Origin of the sequence: Trichocoleus sp. Lan (genome assembly GCF_039961855.1) — a bacterium.
GTDB lineage: Bacteria > Cyanobacteriota > Cyanobacteriia > Cyanobacteriales > FACHB-T130 > FACHB-T130.
The window spans coordinates 227,885-253,141 of the sequence record NZ_JAMPKA010000003.1 but is presented as its reverse complement, the minus strand read 5'-3'; the positions used below and the strand labels follow the sequence as shown (position 1 = coordinate 253,141).

The following is a 25,257-nucleotide window of genomic DNA, read 5'->3' as shown; positions in this document are numbered from 1 at the left end:
TGCATTAAACTCCCTTCTTTATTAATTGTAGCAGTTGCGGAAAGGGAAGATATGATGGGAATGTTTGTATTCAGTTTTTGCTCGGCAATGCACTCGAAACGAGCTTTGTGCATTTGCGAGAGTAGAATCAAATCGATCGACGGCAGATCGTTAAGATTTATGGCGGGATTTTTCCAGTGAGGTGAGCGAAGATATTCACCCAAATGCACTCTCTCTGGCTAATGGAAAAAATTTGGATTGGTCAGAATCGTAAATCCGGCGTTATGTCAGGATAACTGTGATGGTTGCAATTAAGAAAATTGGGAGATTTTATTAAATTGGGTTATTTGCCGTTCGCAGAAAGAGTATATTACTGTTGCTTCATTGATAACGTACCTTTTCTCAAGAGTAGGATACGTTAGCACAACGCTTGTCAGGCATTGTTAGAAGCAAAAGAGTAATAATTTTGCTGCGTTCATCGTTCAGGAACACACGCTCCAATTTCGGAGAAGAATCGCGAAAACTTAACGATTTAACGAGCCGAAGCAGGCTGGACAGGCGAGCTGGTAGATTTCAGCTTTGGTGAATATGCTGACTTTGACAAGGTTTCTGATATAGGATTAACATTAGCTCGCGCTAAGCTTCCTAAACTTTGAAATCCTTCTGACTTATTAAAGGTTTCCAAAACCTGATCTAAACCCGTCATCTCCAATAAAATCCTAACCTGTTCGCTCTTGGAATAAAGTAAAATTTTGCAACCTGCGGAGCGGGTAAGCCTCACCATTGAAACAAGAGCCATTAAGCCAGAACTACTGATAAAAGTGACATTTTTGAGATCGAGGAGAACAAATTTGACTCCTGCGTCGATCAGATTCTCAATTTCTTGATGAAACTGAGCTGCTCTAGAGCTATCAAAAATGTCTGGGGATTTAACGATTTTAAAAAGAATGCTCATCTTAAAAACCTCAATGGGTAAATGGACTAAGGTGAGCAGTGCCCACCTTAGAGTGGGTTAAAGTATCGATTTTTACAGGGAAATTTTGGATTCTTGGAAGTAGCGGGCGATCGCATTTTCCAGCGACGGCAACAGTACCCCTCGTTCGCTGCCCAGAACGCTGTAGATTGGGCGTGGTGCCAATAGCCTCAGCGCTTGCATGGGACAAGCTTCAATTCGGGTAGCATCGAAACCAGCTTTCTTTGCAGCAAACCGTGCCAAATCTGCCCAAGAACTCTCACCAGGGTTCGCAATGTGCCACAAACCGTTCTCGCTATCAATTAAGAGGTCAAGGCTGGCATTGACCAGATCCGGAACGTAGGTCGGTGAAACGACCGAATCTTCTGCCGCAATAAAGGGTTTTCCTGCCGCTAGGGTGCGGAGCGCCATTGTAATAAAGTTGTACTCGTCCCACGGCCCGAAGAAGGCGCTGGTGCGGACGACGAGCGACGAGGGATGAAACTTTAGAACTTGCGACTCAGCTTCTACTTTGCTGCGTCCATACACATTGAGCGGTGCAACAGCATCGCTCTCCACATAAGGAGCAACACCAGTTCCATCAAATACCAGATCCGATGAGAAGGTGAGCAACGCCACTTTCTGCATCGCGCAAGCAGCCGCAAGAGTTGCTGGGCCAACTGCGTTTTCGCGCAGACAAGCATCCGGTTCGCGCTCCGCATCATCTACGCGAACATATCCAGCCGCATTTACAACCGCCCAAGGCTTGAGTTCAGCCAGTACCCGCTTAACCGAGGCAGGATCGGCAATATCCAGTTCCTGACGGTTAAGGAGGTGATAGGGGATACCCCGGATGTCGCAAATTCGAGCAAAAGCTTTCCCCAGCGTGCCTCTCGCTCCAATAATGGCGAGCGGACGCGGTGAGGAAGAACGGACAGGTGTGGAGGTGCTTAGGTACTGAGGACTGAGGTGCGTTTCTGGGTTTTTGTGCCTCTGCGCCTCTGCGCCGTTGCTCTCCGCAACGGGTGGATAGAGCAGTCGCTGGTTTCTATGCCACCATCCTGGCACATCCAAAAGGGGATGGTGAGGCATCTCGCCGCGTGCCAACTCGCGCAGCATATGGGCGATCGCAGTTGGGCGGGGTTCGGGCGATCGCAAGTCGAACACCCCAGGCTCGTAATGACCGTTATCTTTTGTTACCAAGCTAGTCCAGTCATAAGAACCCAGGAGCGACCAAGCGGTGATAGCCCGCAGATCGATGCCTTCGGAACGCAGACGGGTTGCTGCTTCCCACACCTCTTTAACCCAGCGCAGTTGTTCCTCGCGGGTGCAACCGTGATGGACTTCAGTGACCGCAATTGGCAAGCCGTAGCGTTCCCATGTCTCTTTGATTAGCGTGTAGGGTCCGGCGATTCCTTCAGCACGCACCCGCACTGCCTCGACATCTGCGTACTGCTGCCGCCCATTTCCCCCATGCGTCCATTGGGGATAGCGTTCTAGGCGCTCATCCAGAAAGCGATCGCTCGTTAAGTAGTGGTTAATCCCAATGATGTCCGGCGGGCAGGGATTTTCTAAAAACCACTCCAGTTCAGCTTCAGGAATTCCAACTTTACATAGATATTGCCACATCGGGCGATCGGGATTGAGGCGACCAGACAGCAGATCGAAACTCAGCCAGCGACGCTCATTTTCAAACTCTGCTTGGTACGCCATCTGTGGCGTGCTGAACACCTTGCACAAGTCCTCGGTTTGCACCAGCTTTGCGTCTGGGTTAACTTGGCGAATGGCCTGCATTGACAGGATTGTGCCGCGGAGTTGCGTCAGCAATGCCTGCAAGAAAGTTAAACTATCCCGACCGTGAGGATACCAGTGACCGTATAATCCGCTAAAACGCGCTGTCGTGAGCGGCTCGTTAACAGGGGTGTAATTTTCCACCCACGGATAGCGTTGGGCAACGGCTTCGGCGAACTGGGCAAGCCCAGGGGCAAAGGTGGGATTCACCAGGCTCGTATGGCGAGGGCCACTGCCGTGGTGAACTAAACCGACAATGGGACGGATACCGAGTTCGCGCAAACGTCCCAGTCGTTCATCCGCCCAAGACCAATCGGCACTATCTGGCCCATCAGGGGCGGTTAATTCCCAGAGGATCGGGTAGCGAATGGCACTCACGCCGAGTTCGGCAAACAAATTGAGGTCACTTAAGCGCGTTTTGTGACCGTTTCGTTCCAACTGGTTGAAATAGCGATCGCCTACGCGGTTAACGGTACACTCTACTCCAGCCCACATCTCCAATTTAGAGTTTTGAGTTTTGGGCTTTGAGTTTTGAGTTCGTTCAGAATTGCTAATGATTAGTTCTTTACTTAAGGCTGCTCTTATCATTCCTCACCCCCGAATAACTTGTGCATGAAGTGTCAGTAGCCCATGACTCATGGCTATTGTTTCCGATGTTTTATTCATCGTTCATGGCAGTAAAAATGATTCAAGCAAGCATTAGTCATTAGCAAATCCCTAATGACTAATGACTGTTGACTACTGACTAATGACTAACGGCTTTTCCGTGACCGTTTCCGTTTGTAGTTGCAACTTCTGTCTGCGGGCGTTGTTCAACGATTTCACTGAGAGAAACATTCTGGGTGTAGTTGCTTCTCGCTTCCACAGGTTCTAAAGTGATTGGTTCTTGTTTCGTGCCAATCTGTTTGTGAACCGTGAGCGCCTGAGCCACGCATTGATCCATGTTGTAATACTTGTAGGTCGCCAAGCGTCCGACAAAATGTACCCCCGGGGTTGCATCAGCCAATGCCTTGTATTTCTTGTAGAGTTCGGCATTTTCTGGGCGCGGTACTGGGTAGTAAGGATCTCCCTCTGCCTGGGGGTACTCGTAAACAATGCTAGTTTTACTATGTTCTTGTCCGGTCAGATACTTGAACTCAGTGATGCGCGTGTATAAATGCTCATTGGGGTAGTTTACGACTGGCGCTGATTGATGCACAGGCTTGTTGTGCGTTTCATGCTTGAATTCAAGGGAACGGTAGGGAAGCTTTCCATAGCGGTAATCGAAGTAAGCATCAACAGGCCCGCTGTAAATCATTTCCCGGTACGGAATGACTTTCTGAATTTCCCGATAATCGGTGTTCAGCATGATTTTGATGTTCGGATGAGACAACATCTTCTCGAACATCCGGGTATAGCCGTGCAATGGCATCGCTTGATAGCTATCGGTGAAATATCGATCGTCTCGATTGGTACGGGTAGGCACCCGTGAGGTGACTGACTTATCGAGATCCGAGGGATCGATTCCCCATTGCTTGCGCGTGTAGTTCCGGAAGAATTTTTCGTACAATTCCCGCCCTACTTTGCTGACAACTACATCTTCGCTGGTACGGATCTGTTCTTTTTTCTCAGCAACCGAGGCGAAAAATTCTTCGAGTTGAAAGGAGGTGAGACTCAGTCCGTAAAGTTTATTAACGGTGTCGAGGTTGATGGGCATGGGTACCAGTTGACCGTCTACACTCGCCAAAACGCGGTGTTCGTAAGAGCGCCATTCGGTGAATTTGGAAAGGTACTCAAAGACTTCGCGGGAGTTGGTATGAAAGATGTGAGGGCCGTATTTGTGTACGAGAACGCCCGCATCATCGTAATGATCGTAAGCATTGCCGCCAATGTGCGATCGCTTGTCAACCACTAGAACCTTCTTGCCCGACTGAGTCGCCAGCCGCTCTGCAAGGACACTTCCAGCGAACCCTGCACCCACAATAAGATAATCGAACATTCTAAAAGCCTCGCTTATTTAATAGAAATATGGCGGTGAAACCCTTACGGGAGTAAGGGAAAAATGAAACGGCTACCCTTGGGTAGAAAGTAAAAATTGAAAAACTGAAAAGTCAGAAAATCAACCAAAAACCAGTCCTGATTCGCTTTGAGCGGACTAGCTCAGGATGTTTGTTGAGGTTTGTTAACCGAGGTAACTCCTGCACGCTCGTCCATTTGAGACGCTGAAGTTTTGGCAACGCGATCGCGCAATTCTTGAGATACACTCGTGTCGTTCATTACACCCTCAATCAGTTGCATCATCCGCGCCCAAGTGGAATCCCACGAATTCTGCGCTAAGAAAGCATCCACCTGACTCAGCCATGCCGATCGATCGTAATTTTGCTCGATTGCTGCTTCGGCTGCGGCGACGAAATCTGCGACGGTATCTGCAATCTGCACTAAACCCATCTCTCCGTAAGGACGAACGACATCCCGGATCGAGGTAGATACGACTGGCTTCCCAGCAGCGAGGTATTCTGGAGTTTTGGTAGGGCTAATAAAGCGGGTTGACTCGTTACGAGCAAAAGGCAACAACGCTACATCCCACCCAGCAAGATATGCAGGCAACTCTTGATAAGACTTCCCACCCAGATAATGAAGATTGGGATGTTGGGGCAGCTCTTTGGGGTCTATTTTGACGACTGGGCCAATGATAACCAGATGCCAGTCAGGTCGCGCTTGGGCCATGCCACTCAGCAGTTCCAGATCCATGCGCTCATCAATTACCCCATAGAATCCCAGACGCGGGTGGGGAATATTTTTTTGATCTGCTGGTTCCTCTGTCAGAGTTTTTGCTTGTGCAAAGTGCGCTCTTTCAATGCTACTGGGGAAGGCGTGGGCATTCGGGTGCTGGTTGCGCTTGGCTTCGTAAAGGCTCTGTCCGCCTGTAAATACCAAATCTGCACGTTTAAAGAGTTCGGCTTCGCGCTCAATCATCACGGGTGGCGCTCCCTTAAATGCAGATAGCTCATCCATACAGTCGTAGACAACGACTAAAGGATCTAAGTGGTCTGCGATCGCGATCGCCATCGGTGTGTAATACCACAGGATATACTCGCGGATCTGCGCTTGTGCTAACAAATCATCAAGCATTCCCTTTTGAGCAGCAATGATTTCTTCCTCACTCATTCCTTCGCTCAAGTAAGGCACCACCACCGAGACACCACTCTCGCGGAGGCTAACATCCAGCCGCCAAGATGGATCGGAACTGAAAATCGGTTCTTCAATGAAGAATACTCTTCGCTGCTTTGCACAGCGGCTCAAGAGATGTTGCGGTCGTTGGTAGACAAAATCCCAACGCAAATGCGACAAACAAATGAGCGCCGGTGTATTTGACAAGGAATCAGAACCATCCGACTGTAATGTTGGAAATGCACTCGCTGAGGGAGACTCAAGTGCATCTTTTATGGAGAACTGTATCTCCCATGCCCCACCATTACTCACACTATTCTTTATCAAATTTTTGGGCTGGGACATAAATAGCCTCAGATATTTCGTAGATTGGATTTAAGCTTTCAGAATCGCCTACCTACACACAAAGAAGAACAAAGTGGAAAGCCTTGAAGTGAAAAGAACACTTAAAATTAATTCCTAGCTATAACTACAAAAAGCAGCTAGAAATGATGTTTTCCTGCCTTGTTTACCCTTTTTGCGACTCTAAAGCAGTTTTATTGACTTCGCACTTCTGCTTAATTTATCGGGTTTTATTACCATCCGCTTCTGCCTGGAGAAGGAATTTGCTGCCACTGCTAAAAAAATAATAGCTATTGTTGAGTTCTAGCTTCTACCAGAGGAATGACGCGACTTCTTCCTAAAGAATAAATTTAATGTTAAATTAGTTTGTGCTAAATAATACAAAACACCTAAGTATAGTGACTTCTAATGGGAGTAAACAAGAGATGCGGGTGGGTTGCAGGACTTAGAAGACAATGCTTCCAAGTAGCAGCATTATTGCATCCCTTTTCGATGGCTGTAGTAGCTTCAGTAACGAGCGCACGTAATCTCACGTAATTTGTTTTACGCCGGTTTATCATTTTAGGTGCTTGCGTTTTAGGTTATTCAATAAGAGTTATGTTCGCCGAAGCTGTGTGCTTAGCGATCGCTCTAAATGGATTGAATAAAGGTGAATTAAATGCTTGTATCCTAAAAAAATACAGCACTAAATTTATATAATTTATGCTTTATGTATCACCTTTAGTAGCAAATACAAAAGGTGTGCAAAAGTTTTTCGTAAGTATTTTAATAGCTAAAGCTACTAAAGAAAATATCTTATTTAGGCTTTAAATAAAAACCTTAATAATATATTAATAATTTTTATTGAGCGTGGAGTATACTTCGAGGAATTGCCTCGAAAGGCCTTCTGCAAAGTTACTGAACAGTAGATAGTAACTTCTCTAGGAGAATTTGGCGAACCTCCCAAAGGGAGTGATGAATCTTGACTCTGTTTTACAAACTGAGCGTTGAGCGATCGCTTGCTCAGAGAAACTGTAAAGCAGATGGATGAAAGGGGAAAATAGCCAAGGAAAGTTAATAACGAAAGGAAAATATTTTCCCCTCGATGACACAGTCTCAACTAATCACTAAGCTTATCTGCTGTGCTATCGGGAGAAGCATAGCATAGCTCCCCATAGAACTGTTTGTATTCTTAAGCACACACTGGCTTAAAGTAAAGTCAATCCTTCAGGGAGAGGTGGGTCTGTTCCTCTGGTAGAAGTAAAGAGAACTGATGGCAGTTATTCTTCCTAAGAGCGATCGCATCTGAGGAGAATAGCAAAACGCTCTGGTAATTCCAGACCCGTATTCTAAACCACGATCGTCCTAGATCGGGACTTCATGAGCGGGAAGTATATCCAGTCTTCGTAATTTAGCTGCCCATGAAGTTAACAAGACTGTTTTTGAATAATAACAAATCGCAGAGTTCTAGAGAATAAGAAAAACCACTACGATGAAACCTTCTAATTTGTCCAAAGTTCTTTTTGCAAGTACCTTTGCCCTCACTGTAGCGGCTCTACCCTTAACTCTGCCTTCTGTTGCCCAAACAGGCGGTGGTGCTGGTGGTTCAGCTTCCGGTACTGGTACGGGTGCAGGTGGCGCAACTTCTGGTACGACGGGTGCAGGCGGTGCAACTGCCGGTACCACAGGCGCAGGCGGTGCAACTTCTGGTACTACTGGCATCGGTGGCGGAACTGCCGGTACTACAGGCGCAGGCGGTGCAACTTCTGGTACCACTGGCATCGGTGGCGGAACTGTCGGGACAACGGGCGCGGGTGGCGGAACTGTCGGGACAACGGGCGCGGGTGGCGGAACTGCTGGTACCACTGGCATCGGTGGCGGAACTGCTGGTACTACTGGCATCGGTGGCGGAACTGCCGGAACCACAGGCACAGGCGGTGCAACTTCCGGTACCACTGGCATCGGTGGCGGAACTGCCGGAACCACAGGCACAGGTGGCGCAACTTCTGGTACCACGGGTGCAGGTGCTACTTCCGGTACCACGGGTGCAGGTGGCACTACTTCAGGGACTTCTACTGCTCCTTACGGCACAGTCACAACGCCTGGGGGTGCAACAGGGACTACCGCTGCTCCTGACGCCACGACTACGACGCCTGGAGGCACTACTTCAGACACAACTACGGTTCCCGGTAGCACAACTCCCAACGGCGCTACTACAGACACCACTTCTTACCAAGGAGTTCAGTCTGCAAGAGGCGATCGCAACTCCAGTTGGGGCTGGTTAGGCTTGCTGGGTCTAATCGGTCTAGCTAATCTGTTCCGCAAGCAGAACCATGAAACTGCACGTCAGCGTTAAACCAGCGTTAAACCAAGGCGTGCAAGTCTTTAAAAACCAAAGCTAACAACAAAGCCCTGGCTGTAAACCAGGGCTTTACTCATATATATGTAATTTTTCAAAGTTTAGGAAAGTTTAGGCGATCGCTTTCAAGCTTTACACAGATCCCAGAATTGAATCCAGACCCCATTGATGCTTCAGCAAGTTCTGATAGATAGTGTCTCGAATTATCATTTGCTTATGTAGCTGAACCAAAAATTGTTGAGCTTGCTCGCGAGACATATGCTGCACTTGATCTGCAAAAGAAATTAGGCTAAATTCTTGCTCTAAAGACAATTCAATGGGGCGTTCCATAATATTCTCCTGTGCCCAACTAGGCCAAAAACTAAAGTTAAGTAATTGATATGTGTCTGAAAATGAAGCTAAATGAACTAGTTTATTTAAACTTCTTTTGTTGCCTGACAATTACAAAATATCATTTTCAAGTTTGCAGCTTCCTCTTCCACCCGATGTAACTTTAATTTCCTTAAGAAATAATCCGATAGATTTATTCAATAAGGATTAGCCAAATATGTAACACTTCTTTGCACTCAGGCTGTTTGAGCTGTCGGAGAGTGAAGGGCAGCACGAGCAGACTAAAGTTGGATAATGCCCATCTGCTTGCGTGTCAGATTGAGAGAGTCCTTTGTCACTATCGGATCTATCTGAACTTTTTTACAGGACACAAGAAAAATAAACTCTCTTTCCGCAGTGATGGGTAAAAAATAGGCATCTCAGGGAAGGAAGGCTAGAAGGTTAGGCTATTCTGCCGTATTTGCTTCAAATAAAAATCGCTAATTCCTGAATTAAAGCGAATCTGCACAAATTAAGCCATTTATTAATGCTTTTGACCATTTTTGGATCTATCCCCAAACAAGGAACATACTTCTAAGCAACCCTTCTAAGAGAAAATATCCACTTAAACTAAATAGCAAGCTCCTTCATCTATAGACCTGTCCGAAAGCTCAACTCCAAGCGAACAGCACAAAATATAACTACTTGTCAGCCAGGTTTAGTGACTCGCTAGCAGCGTAGGTTATCAAACCGAGCGCCCCTCACCGTCGCCGGGAGGGATTGGGAGATGCAGGTTTGCCTCTGAAGATAAGAGGAGGGGGTTCTACTGTCCCCCTTAAACGGGTATCCCTAATCTACATAGCGATTGTCCTGATATAGCTAGCTCAAAGCTGAAGCCAACAGATAACAAAAAGGCTTCCTAGACCCTTCTTCTTCCAGGCTCTGATCTAATGAAACAACTCGCTATTTCTCAATTCCGTAAATATGGCTTAATTGGCGTTATCTCATGCGCCACCATGCTAGGGACAAGTTTCTGCCTCTTGAGTCAAGCAAAAGACTATTCCGCTACTCAAGGTCATCCCTCCCTTGCTTCTGGCTTAATATGGCCCACTCAAGGGAATCTCACTCAAGGCTTTAATACTTATCACGAAGGAATTGATATTGCTAATAGCACTGGAACTCCGATTGTTGCTGCCGCATCGGGTACAGTCATCAAAGCTGGTCGTGATGATTCGGGATGGGGATTAGGCAACGTAATAGAAATCCAGCATCCTGATGGAAGCCACACGGTGTATGGTCACAATAGTCGTCTTTTGGTGAGTAAAGGTCAACAAGTTACTCAGGGTCAAGTAATTGCTGAGATGGGTTCGACAGGGAATAGTACAGGCCCTCATCTCCACTTTGAGTATCATCCTGATGGTCGTCTAGCGGTTGACCCGGCTGCCGGATTGCCCTCTTTAGTCGCAGGCAGGATTCCACCGCCGCAAAGAGCAACCGCTGCGCCTAAACCGATTGATCCGCCTCCAGTGGTTTCTCAGACTGTACGCAACAACGCGGACACGAGAGGCAACACCAAACTTTACCCGAATCTAAATGTTTATTCTGGGGGTCGTCAGCAAGGGAACTCTCTTCGAGTACCGCGCGCGATCGCACCCAAACCACTGCAACCGATTGCAGTGACTCCGGCACCAGCGACTTATGCTGTTGCTGCGACTTTCAATCAATGCGGCAACCCCTTGATTGAAGGTGAGACGGCAAGCTCTCTGGTGAAAGTTTGTCGGGAAAATGGTCAATTGTTTTATATGGGGCAATTAAAGCAACAACCGAGCGCTTCGATGCAGCTTGCTGCTTGGCGTGTTGGGCAGGATCGGTATCAAGCGGATAACGGCAGTTATTCTTATTTTATTAGTCCACGCGGAGTAGAAGTTTGGCGAAATGGTCGTCAGCTACGTTCTGAGCCTTTTAACGGTTCTTTGAAGATTTCACGGTTCTAAAAGCTTTGGTTTGACGACTGATGGTTACGAATCTTCAAAGAACGTGCTAAGAGAAAGTGCTACCCGATTTCTTCTCTAGATAGACTATCAGGTTCTCTATGGGCGATCGCTCTTTCTACCCTGATTTTCCAAGGGAGGTGACAAAGCGATCGCCTTTTCTTTACTTCTTCTTAATAAAACTTATTTTTCTTCACTTTTTTTCTGAATAAAAAATTAAGATTTTAAGATTGCGATAATGTCTACCTTATTGTTTGACTATTGTGAGGAGTTAAAGCCTTACAGTATTGATTAACCAGATAGACAAAGCGTTCTGACCGACACGAGCATTACCATCTCGCATCGATGCAACTTTTCTGAAGGTGCGTCAGTGCGGGAAAACAGCGATCGGACAACTGAGCAAACGATTTATTCTAAAGCGGGGATAGACCAGATATTTCTGGAACTTGACTCGTTGATTGAATTGCCATCTGTCAGTTCACATTATTTGTGTATTGCTGAATTGTCTGTATGTCTTGGAACGGCTACACTTGAACGTCTCATTTAGAAAGTAAATTACACATTAGGTTCCTCTAATGTGGCTGAAACTCAACAATTCATAAAAAATCACCTGAGTTTCCGAAAAATGTTTCCGAAAAACTCAGCAGCCATCCTGAAGCATCACAAAGTGTTTCTCAACCATACGGAGAAAAATCATGGAAACTCTTGCTTACATTCATGTTTCTAATACCTATGAAGAGGCAGAAGCTGGTATCGAGTATACTCTGCGTGACTTTTCGCTGAACTGGAAGCAACCACCGAGTTCAGCTTGGCTGGGTTTACTTGGTGTAGCTTTCTTGTTCGGAGGTCTCAGCGAGATCCAACCAGCTAACGCAGCACAGTATTTTGTAAATACAAACGGCAGTTGTCTCAATGCTCGCTACGGTCCCAGCACACGTTACGGAGTGCATAGCTGCGTCCGTAATGGAGCTGCACTTGCACCAGTTGTGGCTTATCGCAACGGGTATGCAAAGCTTTCTACGGGCCGTTATGTTGCTGCTAACTATATCAGCACGAGACCAGGTTCTGGTTCTAATCCTGGTTCTGGTGTTGGCGGTTCCTTTCTCCGCCTAGGCTCTAGAGGTTCTGCTGTTCGACAAGTTCAATCTGCTTTAGGGGTTTCACCGACTGGATATTATGGTTCGGTGACTCAAAGAGCAGTCCGGAATTTTCAGTCGAGAAATGGCTTACGTGCAGATGGAGTAGTGGGACCGCAAACTCGCAGAGCGCTGGGAGTATAGAGAAGATTTAGCTAAGAAGCTGGTCTATCTATCCTAGAACGAGCTGAGTTAACCTCATTTCATCGAATTGATTTTACTGTTTAACAAGAATAGGGCGCACAACTGCGCCCTATTCTTTTGGGTTTCACTCAAATTTGGGATGGGGTGAGTTTGCAGTCGATTGGTAGCAAAACTCAGTTAAATATCCCATCCTAAAGACTTCGCAACTTGATCTGCCAGAGTCATCGGGTCGAAAGGTTTCGCAATTACTGCCTTTACTCCTAGTTGAGCAAAACGGCGTTGGTCAGCAGCCTGCATTTTAGCCGTCAACAACAGCACGGGGATGTGCTGGGTTACTGGATTGGCTTGCAGCTGTTGAAAAGTCGTTGTACCGTCCCAGTCGGGCATCATCACATCTAGAAGGATGGCGTCAAGTGGTTCAACTTCAGCCTTGGCAAGCCCTTCCCTTCCGGAACTCGCTGTCATAACGTCCCAGCTGGCGACCATTTCTAAGCTTAGCTGAGCCACTTCCCGAATATCCTCTTCATCATCAATTACCAGGATGCGCTTCGTTGTCACCATTGCAGTTTTCCTTCCTGTTGGGAACCATCCGATTCAGCAAGGCAATGATGCGCCCTTCAAATTGTTCTGGAGTAATCCGACCTTTAGTTAGAAACTCGGTTTGTTCTAGCCGCAGCCGCTCTCTTTCGGCGTTGTTCAAATCCTTAGCAGAATATACCACGATTGGAATTTGGCGCAGGCGATTGCACTGACGCAGCCAGTCTACTACAGCAAAACCATCGTACTCCGGCAGTACGATATCCAGCACTAGCAGATCGGGATTGATATTTGCTAATTTTTGAATTGCCTCGCGTCCGTTCTTCGCGTGAATCGTTTCCAAACCGTGGCGCTCAAACCGAGCAATCAGTACCCGCGCCAGATCCAGGTCGTCTTCCACCAGCAAAACTCTAGCAATCTTTGCCTGTTGCAACGACTGCTCTAGCGCTTGAAATAAGGATGCTTCATTTAAGGGTTTGCGAACCCAGCCGGTAAAATCAGGAGGGCGCGGCTTGTCATCATCTGAGTTTGGTGGAAGCAATACCTGAGGCGGAATGTCGTTGATTGTAGAATCCGCGCTGTCAATATTAGAACTGGCTGCATTTTCCATTGCAATTGCATTGGAAGCGATCGCATCTGAAGACTCAGACGGCTGCAACTGACCCAGATCGGTTTGCAGAAGGTTTCCATCTAGCAGGCTACTTAAGGTCTGATTCTCTAAAGAAGATTTGAGGAGATTACTCTGCTCTGGGGATAAAACGCTGAAAATGACGATGGGAATTTCCCTTGTATCGGGTCGCTGTTTCAAAACCGCCATTGTTTGCCAGCCGTTCATACCGGGCATAATCAGGTCGAGCAGAATCACCGCAGGTTGCTCCTGTAGCGCCAATTGTACCGCTTCTTGACCTGAGAAAGCCGTCTTGACTTGGTAGCCGCGCTGTTCTAATAAAGTTTGGACTACAGCACAGACCGCAGGCTCATCATCGCACACCAGCACGAGAGGCGTACCTAGTGCATTCTCAGCATCCGAAGGTAAGGGCACGGCACTGTCCTGAGTATCCACAGGGGAGTATTCGGCTTGGGCTGTCGTCACATCTCCCAAAGACAGATTCTCCCGTTCATCCTCAGCATTCAGCATTCGTGTCTCACCACTCAAAAGGGGCAGTGTAAAGAAAAAGGTACTGCCTTCATTCAGCGTACTTTCGACCCAGATACGACCTCCATGCTGTTGCACAATGCTGCGACAGATTGCTAACCCCAGACCTGTGCCACCTTTATCGCGCGAGTCAGAGGCATCAACTTGTTGGAATCGGTCAAAGATGCTTTCCAGCTTCTGTGCGGGAATCCCTCGTCCCTGGTCTTTCACTTTGAACAATACTGTGAGGGTGAGAGGTTGAGGAAGTGAGGGGGTAAATTCTTTCCCTGTTCCACCCTCCCCGACTCCAGAAGCGGGAAATCGCGTCTCTACAAGCGGCTCCCTGGTCTGCTGAATTTCGGCGCTGAGATAGACGTTGCTGCTAGGAGGCGAGAATTTGATGGCATTGCTGAGTAGGTTCGTCAGGGTCTGGATGATCCGGTCAGGATCGGCGTACAGTTGGGCGGATAGGGGAGACACGGATAGGGTGACTCCAGCTTTGTCAGCCATTGCCCGCATCACCTCTGATGCCTGAAGCATTAGAGTTGCCGCATCGCAAATCTGATTCTCCATCGCCACCTGACCCGACTCGATGCGCTCAATATCGAGGATGTCGTTAATCAGGCGCACTAAGCGGTCGGTATTCGAGACGGCAATCTCCAGCATCCGTTGAGCCTTTTCCGGTTTAGCAGTCAGCAGACCCCCTGCCAGCAAGCCGAGGGCACCGCGAATCGAGGTTAGGGGCGTCCGCAGTTCGTGACTGACGATAGAGACAAACTCATCTTTGAGGCGTTCTATGGCGCGGCGATCGCTAATGTCACGAGCGATCGCTGAGGCACCCGTCACCTGACCCGCCCGATTCTTAATTGGAGAAATCGTAATGGCAACATCAATTTGGCTGCCGTCTTTTTTAAGGCGCACGGTTTCATAAGGGGGGATGCGTTCTCCCTGCTTGATTCTTGCCAAAATTGACGGCATCTCATTGAAGCGGTCGGGTGTCAACAGAATCGAGATTGGCTGTCCCTTGACTTCTTGGGCGGTATAGCCATAGATTCGTTCAGCCCCTGAGTTCCAGCTGGTAATGATTCCATCTAGTGTTTTGCCCACGATTGCATCCTCTGAGGACTCAACAATCGAGGCTAGTTGGGATAAAGCTTCCTCCCCCCGCTTGCGTTCGGTGATGTCTCGTAAAATTACGGTAAATATTTTTTCCCCAGCTAATTCCAGCTTAGAAATGGAAGCTTCCGCTGGAAACTCCACACCATTTTTACGCTGTCCAAAAACCTCGTTGCGCTCTCCCATCTTCCGGGCGGTACCCACAGAAGTGTCAAAATTGCGAATATGCTGACGGTGAGCGATCGCAGCCCGCTTTGGCAACAGCAAATCCAGGGACTGACCAATTACCTCATTGGCGGTATAGCCAAATATTTTTTCCGCCCCTTGGTTAAATAAGGTAATTTGTTGAGTTTCGTTTACGGAAATAATTGCATCCTCAGCAATATCTAAAATCCCAGCCAGTCGCGCTTGCGATGCCTTTGTCTCCTCCTCTGCCAACTTGCGCTGCGTGATGTCTTGAATCTGAGCAGTAAACAACGGTTCACCCTTGGCATTATGCACCAGCGATCCACTCAAGAAAATCCATACAATGTGTCCCTGTTTGTGGAGGTATCGCTTCTCCACGTTGTAATGCTGAATCTTGCCAGCCAGCATTTGGTGCATATATTCCAGATTGGTTTCTAAATCGTCTGGATGCGTAATCGCTTGGAAGTTCCTAGCCAATAATTCTTGCTCCGAATAGCCAACGATCTCGCATAAAGAACGATTGACTTCCAGCCAGCGTCCATCTGTTGCCACCAGCGCCATTCCCACCGCCGCATAGTCAAAGGCACTCCGAAATCGTTCTTCGCTTGCTTGCAGCGCCTCTTCCATCTGCAAGCGGTAAGCGATTTGGTTTTCCAGTTCTCGGTTCGTTGCTTCCAACACTGCGGGGCTTGGGAGAGCAAGCGCTTTAGGAACTAATGGCACCAGAGATGCAGCAGTGTAAACCGAGACTAAAGCGGTAATTGCTTTGACGAACCCAGACAGCCAATAGGTAGGATGCCAAAGCGTCCAAATCTCCATGACATGGGTGGTACCACACGCGATGATAAATGAGCCAAATAGTAGAAAAATCCAGTCAAATGGGAGATCCTCACGCTTTCGGACAAAGTAGAACAGCGTCACTGGGATCGAATAATAAGCAAGGGCAATCAGAGAATCGGACACGATGTGAAGCCACACCAAACCAGGCTTCCATAGGTAGCAATGACCGTGAGGGATAAACCCTCCTGAACTAAAAAAGACGTTTAAAAATTCCAGCATCCAGCTTCTTTCCTTACCCTTGAAGTAAAAAAGACGTTTAAAAATTCCAGTATTAAGCTTCTTTCCTTAGCAGCTTGAGTCTACCTTAAAGTAAATTTTCTGGCAGGGCGATAAGATACTCTCAGAAGAGGCTTTAATAACCTCCATTCCCCTCGTTGGTAATCCCATTTTGTTTGACCGTTACCATACTTAATTTTCTGAGTTTGATTTTCTGAAGCTACGGACTGGTAGAGACAAGGAAAATCGTAAGTATTTGACAATCCAAAATAGTATAGCAATCAGATTTTAGTTATGAGCTAGAGGTTCAGCTACCCGACTTCTTAGAGAATTCGGGTAGCTCGCCTTCTAATCATTTAGTAAACTTGCTATCAACTCATTCTGCTGGTGGAGGGATGCATAGCTTTCCTAGCCTAACTTATAAATTTTCTCTGTATTTGTTTTCTCTGCCGCCTCTGCGGTTCGTAAAAAACAACATTTTTAAAGTCAAATGTAATTACGATAGCCTTTATTATTTTATTAATACATCTTTTTCATTTAAAATGGTTTATATAGGTAGGATTAGCCTCATATTATTAAATACAGATTTTAGCAAAGGTGCGTTTGCCAATTAGTCTATGAATCCAGAAGACATTCGGATAGCGATCGCGCAAGCTAGAGACGCTTGGATTGCGCGTGACGGCGAGGCTCTAGCAGCACTGTTTACGCCCAACGGTGAAATCATCGTACCGGGTCAACGATGGCAGGGGCAAGAGAGAATTCGGCAAGAAGTCGCTCATTTTGCTCAGCAGTATTCAGATGTAAGAATTGAGATTCAGCAGGTTATCGTTGATGGCGATCGCGCAGTAGTCGAGTGGTATTACGAAGATACTGAAAATGCAACAGGTCGTTGTAACAAAGCCGATGATGTTATTGTTATTAATTTCCAAGCGGGTCGGATTAGTCGCTGGCGTGAATATTTTGATACTGAAACGCCTAAGTTAAGAACATGATAATTGATTCTGTCAAAATTTAAATGAGGTGAGGCAACTATGAGCGACGAGCAAGAGGTATTAGCCGCCAATCAAGCTTTCTATCGAGGCTTCGAGAAAAAAGATATCGAAGCCATGAGTGCAATCTGTTCGCAAGGAACCGGGACTCTTTGTATACACCCCGGACGCAAAGCACTGAAAGGCGGCAAGGAAATTCGCTCTTCCTGGGAACAGATATTTAAAAACACCAGCTACATTGAAATAGAAACGGAGATTATCGCTACAGAGATTCGAGATAATATTGCCTACGTCGTGCTTGTCGAAAATGTGTTTCAAGTCAGCGGTGGTAGAAGAGTCAAAGCCCAGTCGATGGCAACGAATATTTTTGAGCGAATGGCACAAAAGTGGTATTTAGTCCATCACCACGGGAGTCCTTTAATGCGTTAAAGGTTGGGAAGCCACCTGAAAACGGAGGCTTCCCAACTCTTGTGACGTGGCGTTTGAGGAACGAAACTTAATGTTGACATAGAGATAGAATGAGGAACTACAAATAATTCTCTCCATCTAATTAGTGATTTTCGTTCCTCAATCTCCGAAGTGGGTAACAACGTCTCCTGAAGTTTCTGTTGTACCTTACAGAACCCCGGATTAGAGTTGCTTCGCGATAGATTCTAGAGGATTAGGTTGAGCGTTTTTTGGAGGTTGTGGCACCACAGTTGGGTAAGGATTGATAAGAGCATCGTCAATCCAGCCAGAATAATACTTGATGCTGGTAGAATTTTTCGACAAATTTACTAACTCCAGATCGCCTCGCATAGCATTAAGATTAATGCCACCGCTAGGATCGCGCTCTATAGAACCAATGCCTCTAGTACCTCCCCCAGAGTGACACTCACACACTTCATCAAATCCTCGGACAAAGCGCGAACCGTCCCAATGCCAGTCATTACCAGGCCAGGAGACAGGAGAAAACCACACCGGCGGCTTTTCCGATGATCCAAAAATTTCAGACCAAGAAGTTGCCCCCTGCCCATCCAGCGTCACTGTGAAGCCTGTTTCATATCTGACTTCGTAACGACCTTTCCGGCGCGGCAGAGGTTGATCGTTACTGGTATAGTCTGTAGGCAACCACCAGAGAACTTCAACGGTTTGTCCCGCAGTCGCATCGAGAGTAGCCGCAGGGGTGTCGTTCAACAATGCGCTGTAGAGAGGTACTTTCTCGGTCGGCAGTTGTGCGGTGATGGCAAAGCGCCAGCATTTCCAATCAGGATTATCGGGAACTGACAATTGCAACTGGCAGACCCCGTTGCCTGTACCAACCCAAAGCCGATCTGATTCCAGCAATAGCTTATCGGGAATTGTACCGATGAGCGGACTGTTGTCTACGCGGTACGAAGTCACAGAACCAGATTGCAGGTCAGAAGAGTTGGGACGGTACGCGACTAATCCCATTCCTGGTGAATAGTTGTTGCCTTCTCCACTAATTTTTGTTGCCATCCAGAATGTTGGGCGATCGCGAGTTCCTGAAATCTCGAAATCCAGAATCTCTTGTCTATCCATCCCTTGTGGATGAATAACTGTCCATTTCTGCTGCTGCGGCTGATAACCAACGAGAGTTGTTTTGCCGGTATACCCTTCTCCTTGCGGAAAGGCAAGCGACCACCACAAGCGATCGCCTACAATTTTAGCGGCGGTAATGTAAGGAAAGCTCAGACAACTACCTGTATATAAGGTTTGAGTTTTCGATTGCTTATCAGGAGTAATTAGCTTAATTACGACTTTTGCTTCTTTTTGGCAATCTGGAGTTTCTGAATTCCCTTCACGACTTACCCGATATTGATAAGTCTTGCCTTCATATTCAATCGTTTCGTAACGAGAAGGCAGATTTAACTCTCCCCCTAGCGCTTTTTGATGCTTCTCTGGCTGAGAAACAAAATTTTTGGGGAGGCTTCCTGGTTGCACAGAAAAATTACTACTATTTTTGTCAAAAACAAAATCATACTTGCGGGATTGAAACTTTACAGTATCGCCAGCAGTCACAATGTTGCGGATGTGAAAATCAAATTGCTGAGAAGGCAATTCATCTTTATCGGAAACCAGTTTTGGCAATTTAGTTGCTGAATTATCCGAATTCGCTATCTGGGAACTTTTGTCAGTTTGTGAAGTCGTTTTTGAGTTTGAAGCCGTCGATTTAGTAGAATTAGTTGCTTGCTCAATTGCCTGAGGTGATTGAGGAGTTTGAGCTGCACAGGCATTGAGAATTCCAACAATACCGAAAATTGCCACGAGACGCTTCATAGAGAGGTTTTCTCTCTTTTTGGAAAAATCATTTAATAGGGAAATCACGTCTAAACACAGATGAACACGATAGAGATAGATACAATCTTCGTTTTTGAATTTCCCGATAAGTAAGGATGCGAAAAAAGCTTATTTAAATAACACTTTCGCTAACGTTTATTAAAGGTCTACAAAACAGATTTTTTCCCGTTTCAGCCTTTTCGAGATGTGTCCGTGCCTTGTAGTCGAGAACACGTGGATCTCTTGAAAATTAAATTGTGCGCTTACGTGCTGTCTCGACTAACGCCTGAAAGATCCGTTGCTGATAGGGATCTTGGAGAGCGAGTTCTGGATGCCACTGAAGCGCGATCGCCCAAGGATGCTGTTCGTGTTCCATCGCTTCAATTACGCCATCAGAAGCGCGTGCCGTAACCCTCCACCCTGGTGGTACTGTCCGCACCGCTTGATGATGCCACGAGACTATCTCCGACTCTGTAATGCCAATCATCGCTGCTAGGCGACTATCGGGGTCAATTTGCACATGATGTTCGCAGAAGCGAGACTGATGGGTGCGGTGCGCGATCGCGTCACCAAATTCATCCGGCAGATGCTGCACCAAATTGCCACCCGTTGCGACTACCAAAATTTCCAAGCCGCGACAAATCCCTAGCACTGGGATATCTGTATCTAAAACCAGCTTGGCTAAAGCTAGCTCAAAGGTATCGCGCTGATGATCGACGTTATAAACTGTGGGATGGGATGAGTCGTTGTAAACCGCGGGGTCAATATCACCCCCGCCAGAAAAGATTAAACCATCAATTCTTTCTAAAATGGCTGCGGGATCGGGTTCTCCCGGCGGTAGTAACATCGGTAAGCCACCCGCTAAGCGCACTGCCTCTACATAGTCGCCTCTAATACTAAACAGGCGCGTATCCATCTGACCAGCGGTAGTAATTCCAATGAGTGGCGGCTTAGATTTCATTTTCTGATGTTAGCAGTTGATCGGGCGATCGCTCTGGCTCTTTAACCTCAGCATTGCGAGATTTTATCCCTGATGCTGGGAATCGAAAAACCTCTCCTATTGCTTCCAGTCTCCATCCTGAGAGAAGCTTCCGGCAATAAAAAGCGATCGCTGTCTGTGCAAGGTAGCCAATTGCGAAATCTACCGAAACATCAAACGAGCGATCGCCGTCTTTGCATTCTTAGGCTGAGTTCCCCTTAAGCATGACTGTTTTTGCAGATTTAGCGTGTCGCAGGCAATACAGTTTGCTGTGGTGTCTTGGGACTTTCAACAGCGTATTGAGGCAAGGAGAAAGTAGCTGAATTTTTGAGGGAGACGCGATCGGCTTTAGATCGCCTTTGTTGGGTGCAACGTGCCGTAAACTCTGCATCGGTGAAGCCAAGCCAGAACATCATCCCTGCTGTTTAGTAATTCAGGAAAGTTGATATTTGTGAATATTCCCTAGGGGGTAATCAAATTAGGTTAAATTTAGGTTAAGGTAACATCTACAAGAGATTTTGAAATTAAGACTCAATGTCATAAAAAGATAGCCATGATTAATCCTGACCAAGCGAGCAAAAACAGCTTTCTTTACCCTCAAAGCCGCTATTACGGCTCATTTACGCCCGAACAACTCGCTTTTAATGCCAATTTGCAAGAGTTTGCTCATAAAGTTGGCTACATTTCTGCTCTAGAGACCGGAGGCAAGCTTGCTCCCGAACAGGCATATGAACAAGTGAAGCGTCTCTGGAAACAGTTGAAACAGAGCAAGAAGGCACTCTCGATTGGTGGAGATCGACCCTCAGAAATAAGATAGTTTTTAGAGAGTCGCATTATAAAACTGATACAAGCCAGTTGAGCAATGGAATTGCTGAATACCCCTTTTGTTGTCAGAGCGTCATTGAATGGCTAGATAGGAACTGATGACAAAAGTGTTGGTGATTGAAGATGAAGAAGTAATCCGTGAGAGCATCCTAGACATCCTGATTGAAGGAGAATTTATTGCCATTGGTGCTGAAAATGGCAGCATCGGAGTGCAATTGGCAAAAGAATTGCGTCCCGATTTGATTTTATGTGATGTGAGAATGCCAGAACTTGATGGGTACGAAGTTCTCAGGGCGCTTCGTTCCGATCCGGTTACAGCTCCAATTCCCTTCATCTTTCTCACGGCTGATACTACTGAAAACTTCTTTCACCAAGGGCAACTCTTAGGTGCAAACGGTTATCTTGCTAAACCGTTTACAACTGCTTCACTTTTAGAAGCGATCGCTACTCATATGAGAAAATAATCCGACTTTCTTATTCTTAAGCAGGTGCTTGGGAATGTCTATTTAAATTTACGACTAAAGGGGGAGGCGGAGCCTCTCTTTTTTTGTCTTTAGGCAGATGCCAGTGAACCAGGAAACTTTGGCATGAACAAGCGGCTATTTCTCATTGCTTTCTCATCACGCTTGTAGACTTTCAACGCATACTTGTAGAGAGAGTGCAGGAAGCAATGCCGTGGAAAAAACGGAAAAACAGAAGATGCTGGCAGGCGAGCTATATCTAGCGTCTGACCCGGAACTCGCTGCTGGAAGCAAACGGGCGTCTCGTCTATTAAGAATGTACAATGCGACAACTGAGGAAGAGCTAGAGTTGCGATCGCAAATTCTCAACGACTTGTTCGCTCAGGTAGGCTCAACGGTTCAAATTGTACCTCCATTTCACTGTGACTACGGTAGCAATATTTACGCTGGCAACGGGTTGTACATGAATTATGGATGCGTAATTCTAGACTGCAATACCGTTCATATCGGTGACAATGTTTTGTTTGGTCCCTACGTGCAAATTTACACCGCCTATCATCCGACCGATCCTGAAATCCGTCAAACAGGTCTGGAACTCGCCGCACCCATTAATATTGGCAATAATGTCTGGATTGGAGGCGGCACTATCATTTGTCCAGGGGTAACAATTGGCGACAACACCACAATTGGAGCTGGAAGTGTTGTTGTTAAAGATATTCCTGAAAATGTTGTGGCTGCTGGAAATCCCTGTCGCATTATTCGATCAGCAACTTAAATTTTTGTTGAGTTTAATTAGAATTCATTAGAAAATTTTTAATCATTTAACAGTAGGATGACTCCAGAAGAAACTAGATTACAAGAAGACCGCGATCGCAAAGCTCATTGGCGGCGATGGGGGTCTTATTTGAGCGAACGACAGTGGGGAACGGTGAGAGAAGATTATAGTCCTGATGGCTCGGCTTGGGACTATTTTACTCACGATCAGGCTCGTTCTCGTGCTTATCGCTGGGGAGAAGATGGGATTGCCGGAATTTCGGATAACCATCAGCGACTTTGTTTTGCGATCGCGCTTTGGAATGGGGAAGATCCGATCCTTAAAGAAAGGCTTTTTGGTTTAACTGGGAAGGAAGGAAATCATGGGGAAGATGTCAAAGAATATTACTTTTATCTGGACAATACTCCCACGCATTCTTACATGAAATGTCTCTATAAATATCCATACCAAGCTTTTCCATATTCTGAACTCGTTGAAGAAAATAAGTGCAGAGGTTATCAAGACCGAGAATTTGAATTACTTGATACTGGAGTCTTTGATTCCGATGCCTATTTCGATATTTTTGTTGAGTATGCCAAAGCTTCACCAGAGGATATTTTAATTCAAATCAGTGCTGTCAACCGAGGAACCGAAGAGAAAACTCTGCATCTTCTCCCAACTCTCTGGTTTCGCAATACCTGGTCTTGGAATAATTCTGAAGATAAGCCCAAAATCAAAAAGCTCAAAAGTGACGAAAATCTAAGTATTTTAGAAGCTACTGAAGCAACGCTGGGCGAACGCTGGCTTTATTGTGAGGGGAATCAGGGTGCGGAAACGCCGCCTCTACTGTTGTTTACAGAAAATGAAACAAATCAGGAAAGATTGTTTGGGGTAAATAATCCCTCGCCCTACGTAAAAGATGGAATTAATAATTATATTGTCAGCGGTCAAAAAGATGCTGTAAATCCTAACCAAACAGGAACTAAATTTGCTGCCAATTATAGATTAAGAATTGCTGCGGGCGAAACCAAGGTGATTCGACTACGACTAACTGATTCACCTGACTTTGCAGAACCATTTGGTGCGGATTTTGACACAGCTTTCCAAAATCGCAAACAAGAAGCTGATGAATTTTACGAAAAAGTTACTTCTCCCTGTTCGCTAATGGAAGACAGGCGAAATGTGCAACGACAAGCTTTCGCGGGAATGTTATGGAATAAGCAATATTATTACTATGTTGTAGAGGAATGGTTAAAAGGCGATCCGATTCATCCGTCACCCAAGTCGCGCCAAAGCATTAGAAATTCTGAGTGGATTCATCTTTTCAATGATGACATTATTTCCATGCCGGACAAGTGGGAATATCCTTGGTTTGCAGCCTGGGATTTAGCCTTTCATGTCATTCCCTTAGCAACAATCGATCCGAATTTTGCAAAGCGGCAACTCGATAGATTGACACGGGAATGGTATATGCATCCCAATGGTCAATTACCAGCCTATGAATGGGATTTCAGCGATGGTAATCCGCCGGTTCATGCTTGGGCAACATTCCGCATTTACAAGATTGAACAAAAAATGTATGGTCGCGCTGATAAGAAGTTTTTAGAGCGCGTGTTTCAAAAATTACTACTCAATTTTACCTGGTGGGTGAACCGCAAAGATATCGGAGGGAAAAATGTATTTCAGGGAGGTTTCTTAGGAATGGATAACATTGGTGTCTTTGACAGAAATGTAGAACTTCCTACAGGCGGAAACCTAGAACAGTCTGATGGTACAAGTTGGATGGGAATGTACTGTCTAAATATGTTAGCGATCGCGCTTGAGTTGGCGCAAGAAAATTCCGCTTACGAAGATATCGCTAGCAAATTTTTTGAACACTTCCTTTATATCGCTGATGCGATGAACTGTATGGGCGATGCAGAGACATCTCTGTGGGATGAAGCTGATGGCTTTTACTACGATATGCTGCATTTACCCGATGGTACTTATTTGCCCCTAAAAGTGCGTTCAATGGTTGGGCTGATTCCCCTATTAGCAGTTGCGACGATTGAACCAGGAATGTTGGAGAAACTTCCAGGTTTTCAACAACGAATGCAATGGTTTATTCAAAATCGCCCGAACCTGAAACAAAATGTCGCGTGTATGGAAACGCCTGGGGTTGGTGCTAGAAGATTACTCGCGATCGCTTATCGAGATAAACTCCGCCGGATCTTAGAGAAAATGCTCGATGAAAATGAATTCTTAAGCCCCTATGGGATTCGCTCCGTTTCAAAATTTCATGCGAGTAATCCATACATTTTTGAGGTAAATGGAGAAGAATACCGGGTAGATTATGAACCCGCAGAATCCAGGAGCGGCTTATTTGGGGGAAATTCTAACTGGCGCGGGCCTATCTGGTTTCCGATTAATTATTTAATTATTGAAGCTCTTCAAAAATTTCATTACTACCTGGGTGATGATTTCCAAGTCGAGTGTCCCACAGGTTCTGGTCAAATGATGAATCTCTGGGAAGTTGCGACAATATTGTCGCAAAGGCTAATCCGAATTTTCCTTCAGGATGAATCAGGTCAACGCCCCGTTTATGGCGATTCGGAAATCTTTCAAAATAACCCGCATTGGCGCGATTTAATTCTGTTCTACGAATATTTTCATGGCGATAATGGCGCAGGACTGGGCGCTAGTCATCAAACTGGCTGGACAGGTGTAGTCGCTAAACTCATTCAGCAATGCGGCGAATACGGCGGACAAAATCAAGCATCCGAACCCACTCAAAAATAGACTGAACGGTGAACTATTATCAGTAGCAG

19 protein-coding genes and 1 pseudogene are annotated in these 25,257 nt (G+C 46.2%); 10 read left to right on the top strand and 10 right to left on the bottom strand.

The window, feature by feature from the left end; genetic code table 11:
- Positions 1-511 precede the first annotated feature (511 nt).
- From NDA03_RS04115 to NDA03_RS04100, 4 genes and pseudogenes are all read right to left on the bottom strand, one after another.
- Positions 512-934, bottom strand: coding sequence for an STAS domain-containing protein (locus NDA03_RS04115; protein ID WP_190410072.1), 423 nt, complete (start codon positions 932-934; stop codon positions 512-514).
- A 72-nt stretch (positions 935-1,006) separates the two neighbouring features.
- The gene (locus NDA03_RS04110) at positions 1,007-3,217 is read right to left on the bottom strand and encodes a family 1 glycosylhydrolase (RefSeq protein WP_347277024.1); all 2,211 of its coding nucleotides are present in this window, start codon (positions 3,215-3,217) and stop codon (positions 1,007-1,009) included.
- 250 nt (positions 3,218-3,467) lie between these two features.
- Positions 3,468-4,700 carry a UDP-galactopyranose mutase gene (gene glf / locus NDA03_RS04105; protein ID WP_190410070.1) on the bottom strand — a complete coding sequence of 411 codons (1,233 nt, stop codon included), beginning with the start codon at positions 4,698-4,700 and terminating at the stop codon, positions 3,468-3,470.
- A 284-nt stretch (positions 4,701-4,984) separates the two neighbouring features.
- Positions 4,985-6,217, bottom strand: a pseudogene (locus NDA03_RS04100) (glycosyltransferase family 1 protein); the annotation flags it as partial.
- 1,468 nt (positions 6,218-7,685) lie between these two features.
- On the opposite strand from NDA03_RS04100, the gene NDA03_RS04095 reads away from it, so the two are divergent.
- Entirely contained in the window at positions 7,686-8,549 is an 864-nt protein-coding gene (locus NDA03_RS04095; RefSeq protein ID WP_190410068.1) for a WGxxGxxG-CTERM domain-containing protein, read from the top strand.
- A 135-nt stretch (positions 8,550-8,684) separates the two neighbouring features.
- Here NDA03_RS04095 and NDA03_RS04090 read toward each other — a convergent pair whose 3' ends face one another.
- Positions 8,685-8,882, bottom strand: a complete 198-nt coding sequence (locus NDA03_RS04090; protein ID WP_190410067.1) for an NblA/ycf18 family protein — start codon at positions 8,880-8,882, stop codon at positions 8,685-8,687.
- Positions 8,883-9,811: 929 nt separating this feature from the next.
- Between NDA03_RS04090 and NDA03_RS04085 the strand changes: the two genes are divergently transcribed.
- Together NDA03_RS04085 and NDA03_RS04080 are read left to right on the top strand one after the other, a co-directional pair.
- On the top strand, positions 9,812-10,855 hold the full coding sequence (locus tag NDA03_RS04085) for a M23 family metallopeptidase (protein WP_348237363.1): 1,044 nt from the start codon (positions 9,812-9,814) through the stop codon (positions 10,853-10,855).
- A 692-nt stretch (positions 10,856-11,547) separates the two neighbouring features.
- Entirely contained in the window at positions 11,548-12,132 is a 585-nt protein-coding gene (locus tag NDA03_RS04080; protein ID WP_190410065.1) for a peptidoglycan-binding domain-containing protein, read from the top strand.
- Positions 12,133-12,309: 177 nt separating this feature from the next.
- Here the strand turns inward: NDA03_RS04080 and NDA03_RS04075 are convergent, their stop codons facing one another.
- Entirely contained in the window at positions 12,310-12,690 is a 381-nt protein-coding gene (locus NDA03_RS04075; protein WP_190410137.1) for a response regulator, read from the bottom strand.
- Complete coding sequence (locus tag NDA03_RS04070) at positions 12,662-16,165, bottom strand: PAS domain S-box protein (protein WP_348237362.1); 3,504 nt, start codon at positions 16,163-16,165, stop codon at positions 12,662-12,664. Before NDA03_RS04070 ends, NDA03_RS04075 begins: the two co-directional genes overlap by 29 nt.
- 614 nt (positions 16,166-16,779) lie before the next feature.
- On the opposite strand from NDA03_RS04070, the gene NDA03_RS04065 reads away from it, so the two are divergent.
- Both NDA03_RS04065 and NDA03_RS04060 read left to right on the top strand, forming a co-directional pair.
- Complete coding sequence (locus tag NDA03_RS04065; protein WP_190527113.1) at positions 16,780-17,154, top strand: nuclear transport factor 2 family protein; 375 nt, start codon at positions 16,780-16,782, stop codon at positions 17,152-17,154.
- Positions 17,155-17,193: 39 nt separating this feature from the next.
- Positions 17,194-17,580 carry a nuclear transport factor 2 family protein gene (locus NDA03_RS04060; RefSeq protein WP_190527115.1) on the top strand — a complete coding sequence of 129 codons (387 nt, stop codon included), beginning with the start codon at positions 17,194-17,196 and terminating at the stop codon, positions 17,578-17,580.
- A gap of 201 nt (positions 17,581-17,781) precedes the next feature.
- Here the strand turns inward: NDA03_RS04060 and NDA03_RS04055 are convergent, their stop codons facing one another.
- Both NDA03_RS04055 and NDA03_RS04050 read right to left on the bottom strand, forming a co-directional pair.
- The gene (locus NDA03_RS04055) at positions 17,782-19,431 is read right to left on the bottom strand and encodes a hypothetical protein (protein WP_348237361.1); all 1,650 of its coding nucleotides are present in this window, start codon (positions 19,429-19,431) and stop codon (positions 17,782-17,784) included.
- A gap of 250 nt (positions 19,432-19,681) precedes the next feature.
- Positions 19,682-20,392, bottom strand: coding sequence for a gamma-glutamyl-gamma-aminobutyrate hydrolase family protein (locus NDA03_RS04050; protein ID WP_348237360.1), 711 nt, complete (start codon positions 20,390-20,392; stop codon positions 19,682-19,684).
- 72 nt (positions 20,393-20,464) lie between these two features.
- Here NDA03_RS04050 and NDA03_RS04045 point away from each other — a divergent pair, with 72 nt between their 5' ends.
- Positions 20,465-20,632 carry a hypothetical protein gene (locus NDA03_RS04045; RefSeq protein WP_190533831.1) on the top strand — a complete coding sequence of 56 codons (168 nt, stop codon included), beginning with the start codon at positions 20,465-20,467 and terminating at the stop codon, positions 20,630-20,632.
- A gap of 20 nt (positions 20,633-20,652) precedes the next feature.
- On the opposite strand, the gene NDA03_RS04040 is transcribed toward NDA03_RS04045, so the two are convergent.
- On the bottom strand, positions 20,653-20,826 hold the full coding sequence (locus tag NDA03_RS04040; protein WP_348237359.1) for a hypothetical protein: 174 nt from the start codon (positions 20,824-20,826) through the stop codon (positions 20,653-20,655).
- A 137-nt stretch (positions 20,827-20,963) separates the two neighbouring features.
- Between NDA03_RS04040 and NDA03_RS04035 the strand changes: the two genes are divergently transcribed.
- From NDA03_RS04035 to NDA03_RS04020, 4 genes are all read left to right on the top strand, one after another.
- Positions 20,964-21,227, top strand: a complete 264-nt coding sequence (locus NDA03_RS04035; protein ID WP_190410057.1) for a hypothetical protein — start codon at positions 20,964-20,966, stop codon at positions 21,225-21,227.
- A 106-nt stretch (positions 21,228-21,333) separates the two neighbouring features.
- Positions 21,334-21,699, top strand: coding sequence for a response regulator (locus tag NDA03_RS04030; protein WP_190410056.1), 366 nt, complete (start codon positions 21,334-21,336; stop codon positions 21,697-21,699).
- 211 nt (positions 21,700-21,910) lie between these two features.
- Entirely contained in the window at positions 21,911-22,471 is a 561-nt protein-coding gene (locus NDA03_RS04025) for a sugar O-acetyltransferase (RefSeq protein WP_348237358.1), read from the top strand.
- A 57-nt stretch (positions 22,472-22,528) separates the two neighbouring features.
- The gene (locus NDA03_RS04020) at positions 22,529-25,228 is read left to right on the top strand and encodes a glucosidase (RefSeq protein ID WP_348237357.1); all 2,700 of its coding nucleotides are present in this window, start codon (positions 22,529-22,531) and stop codon (positions 25,226-25,228) included.
- Positions 25,229-25,257: the final 29 nt, after the last annotated feature.

Coding starts and splice junctions, on each gene's coding strand:
- NDA03_RS04115 (WP_190410072.1), bottom strand. CDS start 934: ATGAGCATTCTTTTTAAAATCGTTAAATCCCCAGACATTTTTGATAGC.
- NDA03_RS04110 (WP_347277024.1), bottom strand. CDS start 3,217: ATGTGGGCTGGAGTAGAGTGTACCGTTAACCGCGTAGGCGATCGCTAT.
- glf (WP_190410070.1), bottom strand. CDS start 4,700: ATGTTCGATTATCTTATTGTGGGTGCAGGGTTCGCTGGAAGTGTCCTT.
- NDA03_RS04095 (WP_190410068.1), top strand. CDS start 7,686: ATGAAACCTTCTAATTTGTCCAAAGTTCTTTTTGCAAGTACCTTTGCC.
- NDA03_RS04090 (WP_190410067.1), bottom strand. CDS start 8,882: ATGGAACGCCCCATTGAATTGTCTTTAGAGCAAGAATTTAGCCTAATT.
- NDA03_RS04085 (WP_348237363.1), top strand. CDS start 9,812: ATGAAACAACTCGCTATTTCTCAATTCCGTAAATATGGCTTAATTGGC.
- NDA03_RS04080 (WP_190410065.1), top strand. CDS start 11,548: ATGGAAACTCTTGCTTACATTCATGTTTCTAATACCTATGAAGAGGCA.
- NDA03_RS04070 (WP_348237362.1), bottom strand. CDS start 16,165: ATGCTGGAATTTTTAAACGTCTTTTTTAGTTCAGGAGGGTTTATCCCT.
- NDA03_RS04065 (WP_190527113.1), top strand. CDS start 16,780: ATGAATCCAGAAGACATTCGGATAGCGATCGCGCAAGCTAGAGACGCT.
- NDA03_RS04060 (WP_190527115.1), top strand. CDS start 17,194: ATGAGCGACGAGCAAGAGGTATTAGCCGCCAATCAAGCTTTCTATCGA.
- NDA03_RS04055 (WP_348237361.1), bottom strand. CDS start 19,431: ATGAAGCGTCTCGTGGCAATTTTCGGTATTGTTGGAATTCTCAATGCC.
- NDA03_RS04050 (WP_348237360.1), bottom strand. CDS start 20,392: ATGAAATCTAAGCCGCCACTCATTGGAATTACTACCGCTGGTCAGATG.
- NDA03_RS04045 (WP_190533831.1), top strand. CDS start 20,465: ATGCTGGGAATCGAAAAACCTCTCCTATTGCTTCCAGTCTCCATCCTG.
- NDA03_RS04040 (WP_348237359.1), bottom strand. CDS start 20,826: ATGATGTTCTGGCTTGGCTTCACCGATGCAGAGTTTACGGCACGTTGC.
- NDA03_RS04035 (WP_190410057.1), top strand. CDS start 20,964: ATGATTAATCCTGACCAAGCGAGCAAAAACAGCTTTCTTTACCCTCAA.
- NDA03_RS04030 (WP_190410056.1), top strand. CDS start 21,334: ATGACAAAAGTGTTGGTGATTGAAGATGAAGAAGTAATCCGTGAGAGC.
- NDA03_RS04020 (WP_348237357.1), top strand. CDS start 22,529: ATGACTCCAGAAGAAACTAGATTACAAGAAGACCGCGATCGCAAAGCT.